At 63.3% G+C, this 20,282-nt stretch carries 17 protein-coding genes; 6 read left to right on the top strand and 11 right to left on the bottom strand.

Annotated elements, in window-relative coordinates:
• Position 1 precedes the first annotated feature (1 nt).
• A complete protein-coding gene (locus OUZ49_RS07890) occupies positions 2 to 1,390 on the top strand; it encodes a hypothetical protein (protein WP_266149783.1) in 1,389 nt (462 codons plus the stop codon).
• A gap of 318 nt (positions 1,391 to 1,708) precedes the next feature.
• Here OUZ49_RS07890 and OUZ49_RS07885 read toward each other — a convergent pair whose 3' ends face one another.
• The 3 genes from OUZ49_RS07885 to OUZ49_RS07875 form a co-directional block, all read right to left on the bottom strand.
• Positions 1,709 to 2,692: an SAM-dependent methyltransferase gene (locus tag OUZ49_RS07885; RefSeq protein WP_266149782.1), complete on the bottom strand. Its 984-nt coding sequence runs from the start codon at positions 2,690 to 2,692 to the stop codon at positions 1,709 to 1,711.
• Between the two features lie 220 nt (positions 2,693 to 2,912).
• On the bottom strand, positions 2,913 to 3,191 hold the full coding sequence (locus OUZ49_RS07880; RefSeq protein ID WP_266149781.1) for a hypothetical protein: 279 nt from the start codon (positions 3,189 to 3,191) through the stop codon (positions 2,913 to 2,915).
• Between the two features lie 317 nt (positions 3,192 to 3,508).
• Positions 3,509 to 4,522, bottom strand: coding sequence for a glycosyltransferase family 2 protein (locus OUZ49_RS07875; RefSeq protein ID WP_266149780.1), 1,014 nt, complete (start codon positions 4,520 to 4,522; stop codon positions 3,509 to 3,511).
• Between the two features lie 182 nt (positions 4,523 to 4,704).
• On the opposite strand from OUZ49_RS07875, the gene OUZ49_RS07870 reads away from it, so the two are divergent.
• The 3 genes from OUZ49_RS07870 to OUZ49_RS07860 are packed head-to-tail and all read left to right on the top strand — an operon-like array spanning position 4,705 to position 8,541.
• Complete coding sequence (locus tag OUZ49_RS07870) at positions 4,705 to 5,730, top strand: glycosyltransferase family 4 protein (RefSeq protein ID WP_266149779.1); 1,026 nt, start codon at positions 4,705 to 4,707, stop codon at positions 5,728 to 5,730.
• Positions 5,727 to 6,695, top strand: a complete 969-nt coding sequence (locus OUZ49_RS07865) for a lysylphosphatidylglycerol synthase domain-containing protein (protein WP_266149778.1) — start codon at positions 5,727 to 5,729, stop codon at positions 6,693 to 6,695. Before OUZ49_RS07870 ends, OUZ49_RS07865 begins: the two co-directional genes overlap by 4 nt.
• Positions 6,676 to 8,541, top strand: coding sequence for a hypothetical protein (locus OUZ49_RS07860; RefSeq protein ID WP_266149777.1), 1,866 nt, complete (start codon positions 6,676 to 6,678; stop codon positions 8,539 to 8,541). The genes OUZ49_RS07865 and OUZ49_RS07860 overlap by 20 nt, the downstream gene beginning before the upstream one ends.
• A 42-nt stretch (positions 8,542 to 8,583) precedes the next feature.
• On the opposite strand, the gene OUZ49_RS07855 is transcribed toward OUZ49_RS07860, so the two are convergent.
• From OUZ49_RS07855 to OUZ49_RS07840, 4 genes are read right to left on the bottom strand one after another with little or no spacing between them, the layout of a single operon-like run.
• Positions 8,584 to 11,376, bottom strand: coding sequence for a glycosyltransferase family 4 protein (locus OUZ49_RS07855; RefSeq protein ID WP_266149776.1), 2,793 nt, complete (start codon positions 11,374 to 11,376; stop codon positions 8,584 to 8,586).
• A complete protein-coding gene (locus OUZ49_RS07850) occupies positions 11,373 to 11,609 on the bottom strand; it encodes a hypothetical protein (RefSeq protein WP_266149775.1) in 237 nt (78 codons plus the stop codon). The genes OUZ49_RS07855 and OUZ49_RS07850 overlap by 4 nt, the downstream gene beginning before the upstream one ends.
• Positions 11,606 to 12,877: a glycosyltransferase gene (locus tag OUZ49_RS07845; protein WP_266149774.1), complete on the bottom strand. Its 1,272-nt coding sequence runs from the start codon at positions 12,875 to 12,877 to the stop codon at positions 11,606 to 11,608. The genes OUZ49_RS07850 and OUZ49_RS07845 overlap by 4 nt, the downstream gene beginning before the upstream one ends.
• Complete coding sequence (locus tag OUZ49_RS07840) at positions 12,877 to 14,478, bottom strand: electron transfer flavoprotein-ubiquinone oxidoreductase (RefSeq protein ID WP_266149773.1); 1,602 nt, start codon at positions 14,476 to 14,478, stop codon at positions 12,877 to 12,879. Before OUZ49_RS07840 ends, OUZ49_RS07845 begins: the two co-directional genes overlap by 1 nt.
• Positions 14,479 to 14,649: 171 nt before the next feature.
• Here OUZ49_RS07840 and OUZ49_RS07835 point away from each other — a divergent pair, with 171 nt between their 5' ends.
• Together OUZ49_RS07835 and OUZ49_RS07830 are read left to right on the top strand one after the other, a co-directional pair.
• Positions 14,650 to 16,047 (top strand): amidase, encoded by a 1,398-nt coding sequence (locus OUZ49_RS07835; protein ID WP_266149772.1) that lies wholly within the window; start codon positions 14,650 to 14,652, stop codon positions 16,045 to 16,047.
• Positions 16,048 to 16,080: 33 nt separating this feature from the next.
• Positions 16,081 to 16,722 (top strand): alpha-ketoglutarate-dependent dioxygenase AlkB family protein, encoded by a 642-nt coding sequence (locus OUZ49_RS07830; RefSeq protein WP_266149771.1) that lies wholly within the window; start codon positions 16,081 to 16,083, stop codon positions 16,720 to 16,722.
• 2 nt (positions 16,723 to 16,724) lie between these two features.
• Here OUZ49_RS07830 and OUZ49_RS07825 read toward each other — a convergent pair whose 3' ends face one another.
• From OUZ49_RS07825 to OUZ49_RS07810, 4 genes are read right to left on the bottom strand one after another with little or no spacing between them, the layout of a single operon-like run.
• Positions 16,725 to 17,348 carry an ABC-type transport auxiliary lipoprotein family protein gene (locus OUZ49_RS07825; protein WP_266149770.1) on the bottom strand — a complete coding sequence of 208 codons (624 nt, stop codon included), beginning with the start codon at positions 17,346 to 17,348 and terminating at the stop codon, positions 16,725 to 16,727.
• Entirely contained in the window at positions 17,345 to 18,283 is a 939-nt protein-coding gene (locus OUZ49_RS07820; RefSeq protein WP_266149769.1) for an MlaD family protein, read from the bottom strand. The genes OUZ49_RS07825 and OUZ49_RS07820 overlap by 4 nt, the downstream gene beginning before the upstream one ends.
• 1 nt (position 18,284) lies before the next feature.
• Positions 18,285 to 19,097: an ABC transporter ATP-binding protein gene (locus OUZ49_RS07815; RefSeq protein ID WP_266149768.1), complete on the bottom strand. Its 813-nt coding sequence runs from the start codon at positions 19,095 to 19,097 to the stop codon at positions 18,285 to 18,287.
• Complete coding sequence (locus OUZ49_RS07810) at positions 19,094 to 20,242, bottom strand: MlaE family ABC transporter permease (RefSeq protein WP_266149767.1); 1,149 nt, start codon at positions 20,240 to 20,242, stop codon at positions 19,094 to 19,096. The genes OUZ49_RS07815 and OUZ49_RS07810 overlap by 4 nt, the downstream gene beginning before the upstream one ends.
• Between the last annotated feature and the right edge of the window lie 40 nt (positions 20,243 to 20,282).

Below are 20,282 nucleotides of genomic sequence, written 5' to 3'. Positions count from 1 at the left end.
GATGACGGCCTGGCTGGCCGGCACTCAGGATAGCGACGGCGTTCTGACGGCGCTTATTTCCACGCAAAAACTGACCTGGTATTTCTGGGGACAGGATCGACTGCTCAATCTGCTGCCTGCGCTGGCCGCGCCGTTCCGCGATCCGGAGCTTAACCTGCGGGTACAGGTCTTCCTGCGCTTCGCGTTGGCGTTCCTGTCGCCGCTCGGCGTGGTCTGCGTGTTTCGCGGCTCCTGGCGTTTCGCCGTGCTGCTTGTGGCTACAACCCAGTGCCTGCTCGCCTTTGCGTTATCGCAGTATGGCGCGTTCAACATGTGGGCGCAGCACAATCCCTATGGCACGTCGTTCGTGCTTTTTGCCTTGGCGCTATGGGTCTGTGTCAACGGCAAGGCCAGTTGGCGCTGGGGCGCGGCTTTCTTCGTATTGTTCCTTGCCTATGCGGTCAACCTAGCGTTGGTCGTATGGGCAGTACCGTTTCTGGCGGTGGCCATGGTTTTTGGCGTGCGTGATCGGCGGCTGTTGGGCGCGGTGTTGCTGCTCAATCTAGTATCGATCTTGGCCGCATGGCTTCATAGTCAGTGGTTCGGCGAACCAGTGACGAAGTTCGCCCTGCATCCCTCATGGGAAGCGGTGCAGGCTGGCTATCAATCGTTCTTCAACGAGGTGGACGTGCGCCTGCTTTGCGCGCTGTTCGTGGCAGCGGTCGTGGTGGCCGCGATCCGTCGCTCGCGCGAGACTATGATGGCCATCCTGGTCGCGATTGGGATGTTTGTCGCGATTGGCGCGTTGTCGTGCCTGCAATGGTTGCAGGATGGCGTCTACAGCATTCGTTATTTCCTGACCTTCCTGACGGTCTTTGTCAGCTGCTGCGTCTACATCCTGCTGCGCGAGTTCCCGCTCGCCTTCGGGTCGCTGCGTCGCCAGGCTATCGCGGCGGCGGCGCTGTTTTTTGCCATGTTTTCATTCGCCTTCCACGGACTTTCACAGACTCCCTGGGCGCTGGTCGGCGAGCCGTGGCGCGAGTCGTCCGAGGCCGCCGCCCATGTCGCCGTCGATGCGCATGCAGCGCTGATCGTCGGCGATTTCTGGCATGTCTGGCCGGCTGTCATGGAGGCACGCAGCCAGCTGCGGCGAACCGGGCAGGCCAGGGAGCGGATGTACGGCATGACGTTTCGCGCGCACGCCTTGCGCGAGAAAATCGATCGTCTGTTTGCCGACCGGCCGCATGGCGTGCTTTCGCTTTGTCTCCAAGCAAGCGTGGACGATTGCGTGAAAACCACCAACTCATTCGGCCAGTTGGCCCGTCCTGTCGTCGCCGATGCATCGTCCATCAGGCCCGTCACGATCGCGGGAACCACGGCCTACCTGGTTGTACTGCGACCCACTGGTTGACCGGACTCACCTGTACCAGAACTACCCAGCCTCTCCGGCCTCGCTGCTGACGCTGCGAATGGCTGGATAGGCATTATCCCGAGTGGAACAAACACGTGATAAGCCTGATGCGCCCGCGAGATGCATGCAGGCAAGGATCACAACAGCGCGTTTCGGCAACCGCATGTGGCGAAGGGCCATTCGCGCGGCTGATCCGATAGCGCTTCGCCGAGGCCTACGCGCGGCTGGATTCCGGCGCCTGCCCCGACGGATGCGGGCGACTTCATGCCCCCGCGACCACCGTCGCCGCAATGGCCGTTCTCCTGGCCGCTCCGTCACTCAGGCTCTTGAGCGAAACAGCGAGTTGAGCCGTGTTCGCCAAGAGTGATTCGGCTTCGCTTCAGGTAATTTTTCGATGATCAATAGAAAAGATGTCGCCACGTGACCTGAAATGTCGAGCTTCAGATGCCGTTTGCCGGGCTGCATATAAGGCGCGATATCCACATCGAGATCGAATGGGTGATCCCCGGTATCGAAATTGAGCATGGCAAGCTTGAGGCCCTGCAGTCGTAATGCCTCCTCCAGATTCAGCAAATCCTTTTGCCGGTAGACGACATTTGAGCCGCTGGTAACCGTTTCGTCATTCGAGCGGACGTTGAATTCTGTGGTGTGGACCGCCACGCCCCCAGGCTTCAGAAACATCGAGGACTCGAGCACGAAATCGATACCAGCTTGCAGCGACCCGAGATGTTCCAGGGCACAGGAACTCCAGATAAAGTCGTAGCTACCAGATAGCCCCTTCAGCGTACGCATGTCCGCCGATTGAAACATCACTCGCTCATCGAAGGGCTCTCGCTCGATAAGTTGCGGATAGTAGAGTGCGTTCTTCGACGCCGCGTGCTCGTTCCTCTCGATCCAGCCCAGCTGCGAACTTTCGACACTCAGGTCCGTGGCTAGAATCCGGCAACCCTTGGCGGCAAAGAACGACGACAACGGCTCGGTTCCAACCGCAAAACCGAGTCCCTTCGCGTCAAGCCTCAGTTTGGAGCGCTCTTGCAGCGCCTGCACGATAACGCACCATTCCCAGAATTTGCGATTGATGAATTCCACTTGCGATGCAGAATGGGAATGATAGATGTCGCGGATCTTCAGTTCTGACTCGCGATCCCTATACCAAGGCGTTGAAAAATCCGTATAGCGGCAGGCAACTGAATTCAGCATTTTTGATGCACTCCAGAGAGTATCTGCGTTATTCGGGCGGTTGTCTGAGATCATGCCATAAGACAGCGATCGTCCAATCCTGCCACGGATCGTAGGTGCCATCGAGTGCAGTCCAATGGCAGTCGACTCATTCTTGGCCGCCGATGCCGCCTTCTTCACAGGGTGAGGCGTTCTAGTGCAAGCATCTGTCGCGCGGAGCGAGATACTGACGGTGCGCGCTGTGCCGTCACTGCGCCGCCCGATGCCTTGCTCCGTGCACTCAAGGGCGGAGGGATTACCCCGGCGGAAGGTTCGCGCAGCCAGCGCCGTGGGAAGGCCCGGATTACCACTGGATACCCATGCCTAGATCGTTGCCGGCGATATGGGTGACGGCGACCAGCCGGCTATGCCGTATGCAGGGGTGCAGGCGGCTCAGCGTATCCGCGACAAAGGTTGGGTCTTCGTCTCTTGCTAGGTCGGTGAAGACCACGTCCTCAGCCTTCAGGTCAGCGTCGCGCGCGATCTTCTCAAGGCGTTTCTCAGTTACCGAAGGCGTGCAGCCGGCCACCATTAAGTGGGTATCGCACAGTTCCCGCGGCGGCTCGCCGAACGCCGGGAACAAGGCCTAGACATTCTTCCGCTATCCACCCTCGCGGTTGTAGAGCACGAAAGTGATGTTGCGCTGGCCTTTGCTTGCGGCAAGCGTTGAGCCGCAATTCCCTGTCATGGCCAAATCGCGCTGGCCCGAGCGAAACGCCCAGCGAGCTGTTCGTGGATGGAGTGGGAATCGACCGTGTCAAACCGCAGCTTGGCCCTCGACGCTTAGCTGCGGAAAGCGGCGAGGTGCTGATCGACCATCAGCGACCTGCGCAGCAGGCCGGCGTCGGACGTCGGGTGTTGAGTGTCGTGCCTTCGCGCTTGAGCCAGCGCAGCGGGCGCTCACGCCGAAGATGCACGCCCAGCCTGGAGAGCCGGTATGGTGTCACGACCACCCTCGGTAGTGCCCGTCAGTTTTTGCTGGCGCTCGATGCGTTGCAACTTTATGTCGATCCGCTCGAGCAGCTTGCGATTTGTTGCGATCAGATCGCCGATTAGGCCCATCATGGCGAAAAGCAGTCCAACGATGATGCAAAGGGCGCTCAGGATCACGGACTGGATGTGTCCAGAGCCGGATCCACTCATGTAGTAGAAAAGGAAACGCAAGCCAGCGATGAAGCCGATGGCCAGGAACATGCTCGCCACCCACGCGAAGAACGCTAGCGGCCGGTACACCACGAACATGCGCAGTATCGTCATCAGCGACCGTTTGACGTAGTTAGAGATGCTCTTGACTAGCCGTGACGGCCGAAGGTCGCCATTGGTGCGTACCGGTACCGAGATGACCCGCATATTGCTCTGGCCAGCCTGGATAATGGTCTCCAGCGTGTAGGTATAACTGCTGAAAACATGCAGCCGGATGGCGGCCTCCCGGGATATAGCCCTGAATCCGCTGGGAGCGTCGGCGACCTGGGTGCCGCTGGCCATGCGGACGGCCCAGCTGCCCAGGCGCTGCAGTATCTTCTTTATCCACGAGAAGTGTTCGATTTCGCTGATCGGTCGCGCGCCGATCACAATCTCTGCCTCGCCAGCCAGCACCGGTGCGGTCAGTGTCGGGATATCGCCACCGCAGTATTGGTTGTCGGCATCGGTATTGACGATGACATCGGCTCCCAACTGGACGCAGGCATCGATGCCGGTCATGAAGGCTTCGGCGAGACCCCGGTTGACGTGGTGACGGATCACGTGATCCACCCCATGCCTACGAGCGACCTCTGCCGTGTCATCGGAGGACCCGTCGTCGATGACCAGCCATTCGACCGAATCGAAGCCGGCGACCTTGCGTGGCAGGTCTGTCAGTGCAATGGCGAGTGTCTCTGCTTCGTTCAGGCAGGGGATCTGGATAATTAGCTTCATGGTTCTCCCCGGGCGGCTGGACGACGCCGAATCGTTCCCACTGCTCCCTGTGGAATTTCATGTTAGTGAGTGCGCCTATAATATTAAGTTTGGCGCAAGGAAGTATAATCACCATGTCACATCGCACCTAAATGCAGCGTGTCCTGTTCGTAACGCGTAAGTGGCCGCCTGCGATCGGTGGCATGGAGACCTATGCGGTAAAGCTGTGCGCCGAACTGGCGCTGCGCTGCGCGTTGGAAACTCGTGTGCTGCCTGGCCGGCCCGATGGCAGCCCGCCAGGGCTCATACGCCTCGCATCGTTCGTAGTAAAGGCGATGCACTTTTTGGTTGGTCGGCGTGCGGACGTCGTCCACGTGGGGGACCTGGTGCTGTGGCCGTTGGCCCTGGCCGCCAGGCTGGCGCGTACCGCGCCGCGCATTGCCATCACCGCATATGGCCTCGACCTGGTGTTCGGACGGCGGCCAGGCCTGCTGCCCTGGATCTACCGTCGCTACCTTGCGCTGGGAGTGCGCCTGGTCGGCAAGAACGTGCGCGTCATCGCAATTTCGCGACAGACGGCGACGCTCTGCCGGGAGGCAGGTTTTCGTGACGTCGCCGTGGTGACACTCGGTGTGGACCTGCCGACGCGCGTCCCGCCCGTCGACCGGCCGGCTGGTGACTTCGTCCTCTTTATCGGTCGACTCGTCAGGCGCAAGGGTGCGGCCTGGTTCGCGCGGGAGGTCATGCCGCTGCTGCCTGGCACGCTACGTTTAGTGGTGGTCGGTAGGGCGTGGGACGAGGAAGAAGCGGCCGCGCTGCGCACCGATCCCAGGGTGGACTGTCGCGACGTCGTGAGTGCCGCGGATCTGTTCACGTTGCGCCGCGACGCACTGGCCGTCGTCATGCCGAACATCACCTCAGGTGGCACGGATGTCGAGGGGTTCGGTCTTACGGCCGTGGAGGCTGGTGCCGACGGTGGCGTGCTACTGGCCAGTGGCATCGAAGGCATCCTCGACGCCGTCGTGGATGGCCGCACTGGCTTCCTCCTTCCCACGGGCGATGCGTCGGCATGGGCTGCGAAGATCGCGGAAATTGCCACTTGGCCGGCGGCGCAGCGGACATCGTTCATTCTCGCCGCTCAGGAAACTATTGCGTCACTTTATGCTTGGCCGGCAGTAGCAGAGCGCACTCTCGAGGCCTATGGGGCGCCCATGGAGGCAGGCTGTTGACCCACTCGTATCGTCACATGGTCAGGCGCGCGCTCGGATGGATCGTCACGGCAATCGCGATCGGTTTCTTCGTCCAGCGGGTCATCGTCAACGCATCGCGCATGCCGCGTATCGCCTGGGGCGCCGCCGGAGTGGGAGTCTCAGCGGCATCGATTCTGCTGGCACTTCTGGCGATCCTTCTCTCTGGCGTCATCTGGCAGGTACTGCTGAAGGACCAGCAGGTGCGTCGTCCGCTGGGCAAGGTGCTGTCCCTCTTCCTGGTGTCGCAGTTCGGGAAGTACTTGCCGGGGAACATCGGACAGTTCGTAGGCAGGGTGGCCCTTGCCCGCGACATCGGTATACCGGTGCCCGTTACGCTCGCGACGATGCTTACCGAGGTCCTCTGGAGCATCGGAACGGCGCTGGGCGTTTCGGCGCTTTCGCTGTACTTGTTTCTTGGCGATGGGGTGGCGTCACTGCCACCGTGGCTGAGTACCGCCAGCCTGAGCATGTGTTTCGTGGCTTTGCTGGCCGCTCCATGGATTGGAATCACCCTGCTCAGGCGCGTATTTCCCGGTGCCATCGGGAAGGTGCTCGCCGGGGGCGAACTGCGTCCTCCCGGCTGGGGTGCGGCGTTGTGGGTCTCGGCGCTGTACGTGGGTTGCTATGCGTGTATGGGGCTGATCTTGCGCTTGCAGTCGCAGGTGTTTTTCGGTGCTCCTGAGGCGCCCCTGTTGGAAGTGAGCGGCTTCTTCGCCCTTGCGTGGCTCGCGGGTTATCTGTTGCCAGGCGCCCCGGCCGGCATCGGCGTGCGGGAGTCCGTGATGCTGGTGCTGTTTTCTCCGCTGTTCGGAGAGACAACTGCCATTGCACTTGGCGTGACGTTGCGCCTCGCTACCACCTTGGCCGATGCACTGGCGTTTCTCCTCGGGTCGGGATGGCGACTTCTACTGGCTCGAGGGGGATATGGACGTGGGAACCAATAACATACGCAGGGTCGATCGCCATAACGTGTTCGTGATGCTGGCCCTGGCCGCAGGAGCGCTATGGGCCCTGCTGATCAACGGCGCCGTACCCTTTTTAGGCATGCCGACAATGGGCCAGGCTGCGTCCATGATGGGCTATGCGCAGGCATTTGCCGACCAGCATTGGTATTCGCTGCACGCGAGGTCGTTCGGATATCCCGTGGCGACGTCCCTGGCAACGGGGTTGCCGCTCGCTTGGCTCGCTGGCTGGTTCGTCCGCCTGGGTATGCAGGCATCCGATGCGTACGCCGCAGCAGCGGCGTTCTGGCTTGTCTCAGCCTACTTGGGGGCCTACCGGCTCGCAAGGGCTCTTGGAGCGACGTCAGCGATAGGCGTACTTGCCGCGGTGACATGGATGTCGTTGCCCATGATATGGGCCCACCAGTCGTACTCGTCTCTTGCCTTGGGCATGGCCCTGCTTCCACTCTACCTGTCCTCGGCGTTCGCCCTCTTCGACATATCGAAGGCGTCCCTCTGGCGTCGCGTCTTTTGCATCGTGGCATTTGTGGCTCTTTGCGTTATTGCACTTTTCATGGATGGCTACACGTTCATGATGTTCGCCGTCGCGAGCGCCGTCCTGTTCGCCTTCCGACTGATCGCACACCCGTCCTCGTGGTTGGTCACCGCAAGAGGAGCGTTGCCGGCCTATGTGCTGGGGTTCGCTGGGGCTTATCTGCTTTACACCGGATACATCGGACGATCGGCGTTTTCGCCCGCGCCCCTGGCGTTCTTTCGTGGCTGGGCGCTGGACCTTATTTTCCTCATCAAGCCGCCCCAGGGGGAGTTCTGGCTATGGGACTGGTTGGGGTGGGTCGGCGTACGCAGCGATTCCAAGTTCTTTGGCGATGCATCAGTCTGGCTCACGACGTTCGCGTTGCCGATGTCGATCCTCGGTCTCGGGTGCTTCCTTGCAGTGCGCAAACAGGATGGTCGTGCCTGGGTGTTGTTGGTCGTGGCTTTACTTGGCCTATATATGTCGCTGGGACCGTCGCTAAAGTACGGAGCGATCAAGCCTGATGGGGCAAGCGGGCCCTTCATGGAGGCCGCATCCGGCGTAATGCCCACCGGCAATGCATTCGTGTCCGAGCACGTTCCGGGATTTCGCGCCATGCGCGCGGCCTATCGGTGGGAGGCCCTGTTCCTGCTTGGCATGTGGGGCCTCGTCGTCATGGGCTCGGCACGGGTCCGGTCCCGCCATAGCTGGGCCTGGACCATCGTGTACTTACTGTTGATCGTTTCCAGCATGCCGCATCTTATGGACATGTGGAGGGACTACCGGAGCTATCGACGCGATCTCGCCACGATCGATCATGACCTCGCCAGACCTCTCGCTGCGAGGCTCCGTCCCGGATCGAGAATATTCTTCTTGCCCTTCAGCAATGACGTGATGGCGAACTACCTGAGCCCCAAGCTCGGCGTGGTTTCCTACAACGTCGGAGGGGACAAACAAATTGAGATCGCCCGCGACCAGTGGCCCGCCAATCTGCAAAAGTTCGCCATGAACCGGTTTGACACAGGCGACCTTCCCGCGATCCGCGCGACGTTGCTCCACCATGAAGCTGACGCAATGGTCATTCCATACTTCGATAGTCTGTGGGCAGCACACCTTTGGCCCTGTGTTGATCAAGCCAGGGGGTATTCGGCCCGGACGCTTGCCTTGTTCGCGGCCAACCCTGGCTTCCTTTGTCCGGTGCAGATCAAAGCCGCCTACGCGGAACAAGTGAAGGCCTTGCGCCAGGATCCCCTGTTGTCCGTGGATGAACAACCTTTGTTCGTCATCGTCACGCTGAAACCGCCGCAACGTTGACCGACCGTGCGGTGCGGATGATGAATGCAAGCCCGACCTGGGTCAGGGTGGCGCCGCGCTCTCGACGCGAGTGCGGATTAATTGTCCCAGCCTGAACGCGCTCTGTCGCCAGTTCAGCCACTCAGGATGTGGTCCCGGTGCCGGACGCGCGGCGAGCCAGCGGGCAATATGACTTGCCAGGCCTTCCGGAGAATCCGTGTCGAAGTAAGAAGGAAAATCACCGGCGACTTCCTGGAAAACCGGAAGTGACCTCGCGATGACTGGCTTGCCTCGGCGCGCTGCTTCGATCAAAGGTAGTCCATAGCCCTCGCCACGCGACGCGGCGACCAAAACCGTCGATTTTTGGTAGACCGCTTCCAGTGTCCCGTCGTCGGCATTGTCGAGCCAAAAAAGTCTCTTGCCTTTTTCGCGATGTTGCTGGAGGCGCTCCGTCAGGTCGTTCACGAGCCATCCGCGATGACCGATTATCACGAACGTAAGATTCGCACCCGCCTCCCACAGCAATTCCATGGCGTCCAGTACCTGGACGTACCCCTTGCGTGGCTCGACCGTCCCGACCATGAGTAGCGACGCGCTCGTGGACATTGCCTCCTCCAGGGCCGGATCGAGCTCACCGATCTGGCAATGCCCACTCGCGTCGGCGCCGAGTTCGAAGTTTGTCACTTCCGGCCGCCGCCCAAGATGGTTCTCACTCAACCAGCCCCTGACCTCCGCCGCCGTGCTTCGGGAAATGCAATGCAGGACATCGCCAAGGCTGGCAATCGTGGTCGCCCATCGCGTGAATGCTTCGCGCGAATGCGCGTGGAATGCATCCGGCATCGTCAGCGGCAGGAGATCGTAGACGACGAATTGCATCTGCACCCCTGCCCATCGCCAGGTGCGTAGCAGCGGCGCGCTGGAAGGAAGGCTTTCCATGGTCCAGTCCAGCCCGATGTACACCTCGCTGCCGGTGATGGCCACGAGGTCCCCGGGCAGGGTGTTCGGAGGGATGTCCGCCTCGATGAGGGCGCAAGCGTAATCGTGCGCGTGATGGAAGCGCCCCTCTCTGAACACGATCGGTTCGATAAGCACATGCTCAGGCGGATGTTGCAGCCACTCACGAAGGATGGATCGCACGACGCGATGAATACCGGTGCCGAGGTCGCGCGTTGCGATGTGCGTGACGTCTACAAGCCAGCGGCGGGTGCTGGTCGGCCGCGAACGGTCAAGAGCATCGGCGACGCGTGCCAGATCATCGTCCGTCAACGACGGGGCGACGGAGGCTGCGATCGAGTCTTCCACGCTTCGCTGTCGCGCCAACGGGTGCGCGACGCGAAAGCGCTGGACCCGTTCATCGAGGGCGATACCCGCCTGGCCATCGTCGAGCAGCACGCCAGCTGCGTCCTGCTCCAGCAGTGCGAGCCATTCGTTTCCGCCGCCCTGAACGTGCAATCGGCCGTAGCCCCCCAGTCGGTAGCGGTCTGCGGGTAGCGATGGTCCCGTCTCCGGAAGTGGCCCAGACCAGACCACAGTGCCCGGCCACTGACGCAGTGTGGGCAGTAGTCTGTCGACATTGCCCGCGTCGACGCGATAGACGGGAAGCCCGGTGGGCCGTTCCGCTCCATCTAGCGATGTTGCTGTATACCCCAGGGCGTGCTCATCGATAGCGGACAGCGCGCGAGCCGCGACGGCTCGCCAGCTGAAGTGGCGGGCCCGTGCAAGTCCTCGCGAGGAAAGGCGGTCTGCCAGGTGGCGGTCCGTGAGCACGGTACGCATGCGAGCGGCCAGCGCCCCAGGCGCATGTCCATCGAAAAGGGCTTCCGGATCATCGACCACTTCAGGGAGACTGGTCGCATCGTTGACGATCGTTGGCGCACCGCAGGCCATTGCTTCCAGCGGAGCGAGGCCGAAGCCCTCGCGTTCGGAGGGGAACGCAAACAGGGCGCATGCCTGGTAAAGCCGCACCAGGTCCTCGTCGCTGACGAAACCCGTCAAGAGTACATCATCGGGCTCCAAGCCACGGGCAACCATGGTCGCGGCGAATGTTTTGGCCAGAAGAGGAGGAACGCGACCGACCAGGACCAGGGCATGCACGGCACGTAGTTCGGCTGGCAGGTCGGCGAACGCTTCGATCAAGGAGAGTACATTCTTTCGCTTGTCGAATCCGCCGTTATACATAACGAAACGACGGTCGATGCCAAAGCGACCGAGTAAATATTGCGTGTGGTCGATGCCCGCGGTTCGTGGAGCGAAACGCGCGTCGACGCCAGCACCGATCGCGACGATGCGCTCAGGGTCGATGCCGAGCCGTACGATGGCGTCATTGCGCACCCACTCGGAGATGGCGAGGAGCAGGTCACAACGCTTCAGCACCTCCAGACGACGCATATACCAGTCACGGGCATGCGCATTGCTTAGGTATGTCGTCGGGTCGTGAAGTGGGATCAGGTCATACAGCGTGGCAACCGTAAAAGCCTCGGGCTTCGCGTATGGGACAAGGGCATCATCAGTGAAGCCCTCCACGACGCTGCCGAGCCAGACGACGTCTGGGAGGTCCGCGCCGAGTGCGTGACCGAAGGCGAGTTCAGCCGCCTTGCGTCTCGCATCATTTGCGGGATTGTCGGAAGACACGTGACGCACGGGTCCGAAGGTGCGGCGTGATATTCGAGGGGCAGCGTCGGCGAGGGTATCGACGGCCTCGCCGATGCCGTCGAGTGCGGCATTGAACAACAGGCCGATGTCGTGGCGATCACGTGCTAGTTCGATGAAGGCGCGCGTGACCGCGAGACAGTAACGGCCGATGCCGCGATGCCGGCTGTCCGTCTGCGCGCCCTGCATGTCGATGCGAATCTTCATGGAAATTTCCTGGCGCGAATTCGATCGAACGCGCGGCGGCTCGTTTCGGGCATGCGCGTAGCATCGACATCGAGGGCTGCCTCCGGGTGGATGGTACGATGGGCCACCGTGCGCAGTCCCGCATCGAGGGCGGGGAACCGATACACCACATTGACGACGAAACGCTTCAACGCAGGGTATCGTGCCAGCAAGCCGAGCAGTTTCTTGAGCCACGGTCGGAACAGCGAGCTCATACGATTGGCTCGTCCAGTGCTCGGCGCAGTGCCTCGCGTGCGCAGTCAGTGGAAAAGTGGCGACGAACGTTGTCGAGGCCCGCATCGGATAGCCGGACCCACAGGGCTTCGTCGTGATAGATGCGATCGATAGCTTCGGCCATCGCGGTCGCATCGTCCTCGATCAAGGCATCCACGCCATCGTGCAGATACATGCCCTCGGCGGCCAGGGTTGTGACGACTACCGGCAAGCCATGGCTCATCGCCTGGTTGACTTTCCCTTTCACTCCCGCGCCGAAGCGCAGCGGTGCCACCGAAATCCTCGCTTGGGCGAGCAGGGGGGCGAGGTCTTCCACTCGGCCATGTACGATCATGCCATCCCGCTCGATGGCGCGACGCGTAAGGTCGTCGATGTCACCTACCACATGGAGGATGATCGATGGATCGAGTGCTCGCACCAGCGGTAACACGTGTGCAGCGAACCAGCGTACGGCGTCCTCGTTCGGCGGGTGTCCGAAGCCTCCGACGAAAAGCAGCCCGCTGCGCGATGCGAATGGTTCCGCGCGGCCAACGACGTCATGAATATTGCTGACCAGTTCCACGCGCGAGCGCGCCGCCTCATTCGCGAGGATGTCACGTTCATCGGCGCTCACGACGAGAGTCACGTCAGCGCGTGCAACCATGGCCAACTCGCGGCGGCGTGAACGTTTGGCGTGGCGGGCAAGCGCCGGATTTGATGTAAGTGCAGCGGCGCGCTGCTCTCGTATGTAATGCAGATCGACGGTATCGAAAACCACGCGTGCCTGTGGTGCCAGCTGGCGAGCGAGCGTCAGATATTGGTCGGCCACCGGCAGGCGGCACAGCATGACGGCGTTTATCGTGGCTCCGTGGTGCCGCATCCAGGATGCGGGGCTGCTGCGATGTACCCGCACACCCAGGGCCGCGAGCCGTGCGAGGTCGCGCGGCGTCGCGTCATCATCGTCCGCGATGAAGTCGACGTACCAACCGTCAGCATTGAGCAATTCGAATATGTGGCACAGGCGCATCGAGCCGGAGTCGCGCGTTGGATCGGGTGTCATCGTCTCCACCACGAGGATCCTTCGTGGAGGGCGGCCCTCGGCCGGCGCACGGAGAGCAACCGAAGGGACGTCATGGAGGGCGATGGAGGCATCTGTGCGGCGATCACGCATTGCCCGGCGCAAGGTCCCGCGCCAGCCCCGGATCGCGATGCTGCCTTTCAGGCGCCGCGCCAGATGGCCGATACGCCGCAACCGCCAACCAATATCCATCAAAGACTCTGATAATTGGGCCCGGACCCGCCCTCAGGCGTCACCCAGGTGATGATTTCGTACGGGTCCTTGATATCGCAGGTTTTGCAGTGCACGCAGTTGGCGGCGTTGATCTGCAGGCGCTTGCCTGCTTCATCGTCGACGATCTCGTAGACGCCGGCCGGACAGAAGCGGGTGCAAGGGTTGCCGTATTCCACCGCGCATTTGGTCACGCACACCGACGTGTCGGCCACGTGCAGGTGGACGGGCTGGTCCTCGTCGTGTTCGGTGGCGGCGAAATACACGGCGGCGAGGCGATCGCGTGGCGCGAGTTCGCGCTGGACGTAGTCGCGCTTGGGCTCCTCGCACTCGCCCAGCTTGTGCAGCGAGGACCAGTCGGCCTTGTTCTTGAGGGTCCACGGCGAGGCACCACGGGTCACCGTCTCCCACGCCGCATTGAGCATGCCGAACCACAGGCCCTTCTTGAAGGCGGGCTTGATGTTGCGCACCTGCTTGAGCTCGGCCATCACGTCGGAAGCGCGCAACTTGGCGTCGAAACCGGCGGGATCGAGATCGGTGGCGGCCAGGTGCTCGGCAGCGAGCATGCCGCTCTTGATGGCCTGGTGCGTACCCTTGATCTTGGGCACGTTGAGCAGGCCGGCGGTGTCGCCGATCAGCAAGGCGCCGGGCATCTCCAGCTTCGGCAGCGACTGGTAGCCGCCAGTGACGATGGCGCGTGCGCCTGCCGAAAGAATGGTGCCGCCTTCCAGCAGCGCCTTCACCGCCGGGTGGTTCTTCCACTGCTGGAACGCTTCCCACGGCTGGTAGTTGGGGTCGGTGTAGTCGAGGCCGCTGACGTAGCCGAGCGCGACCCGATCCTTATCCAAGTGATAGAGGAAGCTGCCGCCATAGGTGTGGCTGTCGGCCGGCCAGCCGAAGCTGTGCACGATCTTGCCCGGCGTGACGCGTCCGGCGGGAAGCTGCCACAGCTCCTTGATGCCGATGGAGTAACCCTGCGGGTCACTGTCCTGGTCCAGCTTGAAGCGCTTGATCAGCTGCTTGGTCAGGCTGCCACGCGCGCCTTCGGCGAGCACGGTGACCTTAGCCTTGATGTCGATGCCCTCGGTGTAACCGGGCTTGTGCGAACCGTCCTTGGCCACGCCCATGTCACCGATGCGTACGCCGGCGACCGAGCCGTCGTCGTTGTAAATGTTGTCCGCAGCAGCGAAACCAGGGAACACGTCCACGCCCAGCGCCTCGGCCTGCGGCGCCATCCAGGCGCACATGGCGCCCAGGGATACGATGAAGTTGCCATGGTTGTTCATGCCCGGCGGCACCGGCAGCTTGCGCGCGCCGGTCTTGCTGAGCAGCCAGAACTCGTCCTCGCCGGCCGGCACGCAGATGGGCGGCGGATTGTCGCGCCAACCTGGCAGCAGCGCGTCCAGCGGCTGCGGCTCGATCACCGCGCCGGAGAGGATTTGCGCGCCGATGGTCGAGGCTTTCTCGATCACGCACACGCTTATTTCGGGCTTGAGCTGCTTCAGGCGAATGGCGAACGAGAGGCCTGCGGGGCCAGCGCCGACCACAATGACGTCGTATTCCATGGTTTCGCGTTCGCTCATGGCGGGCTCCCTCTGTCTGCTGCGGCACAAAACCGTTCCATGGCGTACGGAACGGGCAATCCGTCATTCTCCGGGTTCGGGCCGTGCCGGGCAACGGCGCGGGTCAGATCCTTGCAAACCCTTCATCAACGAAGGGGATAATCCACTGCAGCCAGCGCCAAGGACGAGACCATGAGTCAGCAGCCCCCGATCAGCGATCTCGACCTTCGTCGGGCCACCATGTGCCAGCTGCTGCATTGGCTGGCCGCGGAGCGGGTGCAGCCGCAGACGCTGGCCGAGGTCTATCAGGAGGCGATCGAGCGAATCAATCCCCAGCTCAATGCTTACGTCAGCCTGAGTCCAGCGATGCTGCAAGAGCAGGCCCTGGCGGCGCAGCATCGCCGACGCGACGGGGTCATCGGCAGGCTCGACGGCCTGCCGGTGGCGCTCAAGGACAATTTCGACATCGCGGGATGGCCCACCCACGCAGGGCTGGCTGGTCGCTTGAAGCCGGTGACGGAGGATGCCCACGTGGTGGCGCGGCTGCGCGCTTCCGGCGCGCTTCTGGTCGGCAAGACCAATATGGATGAAGGGGCGCTGGGGGCGGTCACGGACAACCCTCACTATGGGCCGACGCATAACCCTCATCGTCACGGCTATACCGCTGGCGGCTCATCGGGCGGTGCTGCGGCCGCTGTGGCTGCAGGCCTGGCGGTGGCCGCCGTGGGTTCGGACAGCCTGGGCTCGATCCGCATCCCGGCTAGCTATTGCGGCGTGTACGCGATCAAGCCGACCCACGGTGAAATTTCCGCGCGCGGCGTCGTGCCGGCGGCGCGGCGGCTGGATACGGTAGGCTTGCTCGCGCGCAGCGCAGACGACCTCACCGTGCTGCTGCAGGTGCTGGCGGGCTATGACGCCGACGACGCGCGCTCGCGTCGCCGCCGCGTGGCGCTGTCGCCGCCGGACTGGGAGCCGGGCAAGCTGCGCGCGGGCCTGTTGCCGAATCTGGCCGGGCTTGGCGTGCAGCCCGAGGTGATCGAAGTCTTCGAGGCGACACTGGCGAAATGGCCACGAGAGCTGGGCGAGCGCCGCACCGTCGATTTCTCCGACTGGGATTTCGCGCGTACCCGGCGCGCCGGCCTGCTGTTGATGGAGGCGGAGATGCTTGGCACCTTCGCCGACGATCTTGCCGACACCGACCATCGTGTCTCCGAACATTTTCGTCGCCTGCTGGGCTATGCCGCTGCCAAGACCGCGGCGGATTACGCCGCTGCCGATCGCGTGCTGGATGCGGCTACCCTCAAGATGCGTCGCCTGTTCGCGCAGATCGACGTGCTGGTCTTGCCGACCACGCCGCAGGGTGCGTTCCCGCTGGATGGTCCGGTGCCGGACTCGCAGGCCGACCTCACCAGCTTCGCCAGCCTGGCCGGCTGCCCCGCGGTGAGCATCCCGATGGGCTACCTGCCCAACGGCATGCCGATCGGCCTGCAGCTGGTGGGCGCGCGGGGCTCCGATCTGCGCCTGTTGGAGCTGGCTTCGGTGTGCGCCTCCACGCTGGATGTCGAGCCCGCGTATCCGGCGATTGCCTGACCGGTGAGTGGGCGCGCGCAGGGAGATGTTCGGGTGAGTCTGTTTGAAACGCCTTCCTCGGCTCGCTGGCAGCCACTGCCGCTGCCAGGCGCCGAACTATCGCTTTGGCCATCGTGGCTGGCGCCGGCCGCAGCGGATGAGCTGTTCGTCGATCTGATGGCGAGCATCGCCTGGGAGGTTCATCGGATTCGCATCTACGGTCGCGAGGTCGAGTCGCCCCGCCTGAGTTGCTGGATCGGCGACGCGGACGCCACCTACGTCTATTCGCGCACGCGCTTTGAACCGCATCCATGGACTCCGACGCTGATGGCGTTGCGTGCCAGGGTGGAAGCGGCCTGTGCGACGCGCTTCAACAGCGTGCTGGCAAACCTTTATCGCGATGGCCGGGATTCAATGGGCTGGCACAGCGACGACGAGCCGGAGTTGGGCCGGCAGCCGGTGATTGCCTCACTGAGCCTGGGCGCGGTGCGCCGGTTCCGCTTGCGCGCCAAACGCGGCGAAGGCAAGCGTCAGGTGCATGTGATCGAGCTGGGTCACGGCAGCCTGCTGCGCATGGCCGGCGACACCCAGCATCTGTATGTGCACGACCTGCCGAAGACGACCGCCGCAGTCGGGCCGCGGATCAATCTCACCTTTCGTCAGGTGCATGCGACCGCGACGGCCGCGGGCGGCTGACGTCAGTTGCTGGCCTGCCGGTTGCGCGCGGGTTGCTGCAAGGTCCATGACACCAGTTGCGCCGCCAGCGCATCGCTGGCCTGGCCAAAGGCAGTCACCACCTGCGGTACCGCCGAGCCGTTCACCGGCTGGGTGATCTCGAAGCGGTGCGTGGCGATGATGCGCAGGCCGGCATTGCTGATCAGGCGCGCATCGAAGCGGATCACCACCACGGGATGGTCACCCTGGTACTCGGACTGAAACGCGCGCATGTCGCCGGTCAGGATGTAGTCGGCTTGTATGCTCGAATCATCGCTGCTGACCGCGGCAACGCGCCCGTCATCGCGAAAGGCGTCGACCAGGCGATTGCGTATCAAGGTCGTCGCGGGGTCGCTCCAGCGAGCGCCCCGGTATACGGTGACGACGTCGCCTTGCGGCAGCACGACGATGCGCGCGCTGTCGATCATGCGCCCGCCCTGCGGCGTATCGACGCGCAATGACCAGTTGACCGGCTGGGCATCGGCGCGGGGCAGGGCCGTGACCGGCAGGCGGTAGGTCTCCTGGGGTTCCGGCTTGGGGAAGATCGAGCACGCGCCAAGCAACAGGATGGCCATCGACGCGGGCGCAAAGCGGGCGAAAAACCTCATGGCACGAACTCCTTGCTGCGGTCGCGGCCTAGCAGGAAGCGCGCCGGGTTGTCGTCGAGGCGGCTCGAGATGCCGCGCATGGTGCCGGCCGCATCGCGCAGTTCGCGAATCGCCGGGCCAAGCTCGCTAAGGCCTTGCAGGCCGCCATTGACGGCGGCGCGGTTGTCGTTGAGCAACTGGTCGATGGTGGCGGAGGAGCTCTGCAGCGAGGCCATCGTCTTCTGCGCGCTGTCCAGGGTGGCGCGTGCCTGGTTGTCGACCAGGCCGTTCGCATTGCGTACCAGCTGGTCCGTCTGCGCCAGCGTCGCGTTCGCTTGTTTGCTCGCCTGGGCCAGCTGCTGCACCATTTGGCGAATGTCGTCGTGCTGGTCGGCGAAGGCGCCGGTCACCTTGTCCAGGTGATCGAGCGTCTGGTTGATGTGCTCGATGTTCTTTGGTGACAACAGTTCGGTGGCGCGGTCGACGACTTCATTGATGCTGACCAAAAGGTCGCCGCCCCCGGCGCGGAGGCGGGCAAGTGGCGACGGGTCGGCCACGATCGTTGGCAGGTTTCCTTGACGCCCCAGCAGAGGCGCACTCCCCGGCGTACCGCCGCTGAGCTGGATGATCGAGAGACCGGTAACGCCGGTCAGCGCCAGCACGGCGCGGGTGTCCTGGTGCATTGGGGTGTCCGCACCGAGGCGGACACGTGCAAGCACCCTGCGTGGGTCCGCGGGGTCGAGCCTGAGCTGGGTGACTTCGCCGACGCGGATGCCATTCATTTCCACGGCGCTGCCTTGCGAGAGGCCGGTCACGGCTTCCTGGAAGACGATTTGCACCTGGGTGAACTGGCGGTCGGAGCTGGACCTGGCCAGCCATAGCGCGAACAACAGGGCCGCGGCCACCACGATTACCGTGAACAGGCCGATGAGTACGTGATGGGCTCGCGTTTCCATATCACTTCACCTCGTGCGACAGCTCGGCGGCACGCGCGTCTTCGGCGGCGCGGCCACGCGGACCATGAAAATAGGATTGCACCCACGCGTCGTCGGTCTTCGCAACCTCGTCGATGGGGCCAATCACCAGCACCTTTTTCTGCGACAGCACGGCGACGCGGTCGCAGGTGGTGTAAAGCGTGTCCAGGTCATGCGTGACCAGGAACACGGTAAGCCCCAGCGCGTCGCGCAGGGTCAGGATCAGCTGGTCGAACGCGGCGGCGCTGATCGGGTCCAGGCCGGCCGTGGGTTCGTCCAGGAACAGGATTTCCGGATCGAGCGAGAGCGAGCGCGCCAGCGCCGCGCGCTTCACCATGCCGCCCGACAGCTCCGCGGGATACTTCGTTTCGGTGCCGGCCGGCAGGCCCGCCAGGGCGAGTTTGACCCCGGCCAGTTGCTGGGCATCGGGGCGGCCGAGGCCGGCATGCTCGATCAGCGGCATGGCGACGTTCTCGACCACGTTGAGCGAAGAGAACAACGCGCCGTTCTGGAACAGCACGCCGAACCGACGTTCCACCAGCGAGCGCCGTTCGGGCGACAGGTTCAGCAGATCCTCGCCAAACACCTGCACCTGCCCCGAGGTGGGACGAAGCAGGCCCACGATGCTGCGCAACAGGACCGACTTGCCGGTGCCGGAGCCCCCGACCACGCCAAGAATCTCGCCGCGACGAACATCCAGGTCCAGCTGTTCGTGCACGGTCTGCGAGCCGAAGCGGTTGACCAGGTTGCGCACCTTGATCACCTCGTCCTGCGGCCTGGCCGTTACCGCGCTCACCAGCCCATCTCCATGTAGAACAGCGCGGCCAGTGCATCGATGAGGATCACCACGAAGATGCACTGCACCACGCTCGAAGTAGTGTGTTCGCCCACCGATTCGGCGCTGCCGGTGACCTTGAAGCCTTCGAGGCAACCGATCACCGCGATCAGGAAGGCGAACACCGGCGCCTTGGCCATGCCCACCAGGAAATGCTGGACGCCAATATTGGTCTTGAGCACGTTGATGAACATGATTGGCGAGATATCCAGGATCAGCGCGCAGACCACGCCACCGCCAAGAATGCCGGCCATGGTGGCCAGAAATGCGAGTATGGGCAGCGATACCAGCAGCGCGAGCACGCGCGGCAATACCAGCAATTCCATCGGATCCAGACCGAGCGCGCGAATCGCGTCAATCTCTTCGTTTGCCTTCATCGAGCCGATCTGCGCCGTGAAGGCGCTGGCGGTGCGGCCGGCCATCAGGATCGCGGTCAGCAGCACGCCGAATTCGCGCATGAAGGAGAACGCCACCAGGTTGACCGTATAAATGGTCGCGCCGAAGTCGGCCAGAATGGTCGAGCCGAGGAAGGCCACCACGGCGCCCACCATGAAGGTGAGCAGGACGATGATGGGCACGGCATCCAGGCCGGTCTGCTCGATATGCGCCGCCAGCGAGGTGACTCGCCAGCGACGTGGTCGCCCGATGGTCTGGGCCAGCGTCTGCAAGGTCAGCCCGACGAAGCCCAGGAGTGCAAGCTGCTGCCGCCAGACCGCCTCCATCGAGGCGCCGATGCGCGCCAGCAGGTCGGTGATGGTATTGCCCTTATGCGTCTTGCGGGTCGGCTCGCGGTAGCCGGCCAGGGCCGTGCCCACGGTTTGCAACAGGGCGCGGCGGGCCGCCGGCATGCCCGGCGCTTCGCGCTCCAGATTGCCCAGCCGGCTCGTGCCCAACAGGCTGGCCAGCAACGAGGCGCCGGCGGTATCCAGCGAGCCGAGCTGGTCCAGGTCGAGGGTGGTATCACCGCTCAGGGGCGTCTTGATGAGGCCAACGGCGCGCTCGAGATCGGCGTAATGGACCAGCGTCCAGTCGCCCGCAACGCGCAGGCAGGGGGGCGTCGCAGTGGCATCGAGTTGTGCGCTTCCCGTCGCCATCGATGTGCTCATGAGGCCGATCTTAAACGAGTGTTGCGCCAGGGAGGTGACG

The sequence above is a fragment of the Dyella halodurans genome, from assembly GCF_026283925.1.
GTDB lineage: Bacteria > Pseudomonadota > Gammaproteobacteria > Xanthomonadales > Rhodanobacteraceae > Dyella > Dyella halodurans.
This window is presented reverse-complemented; position numbering and strand designations above follow the sequence as displayed.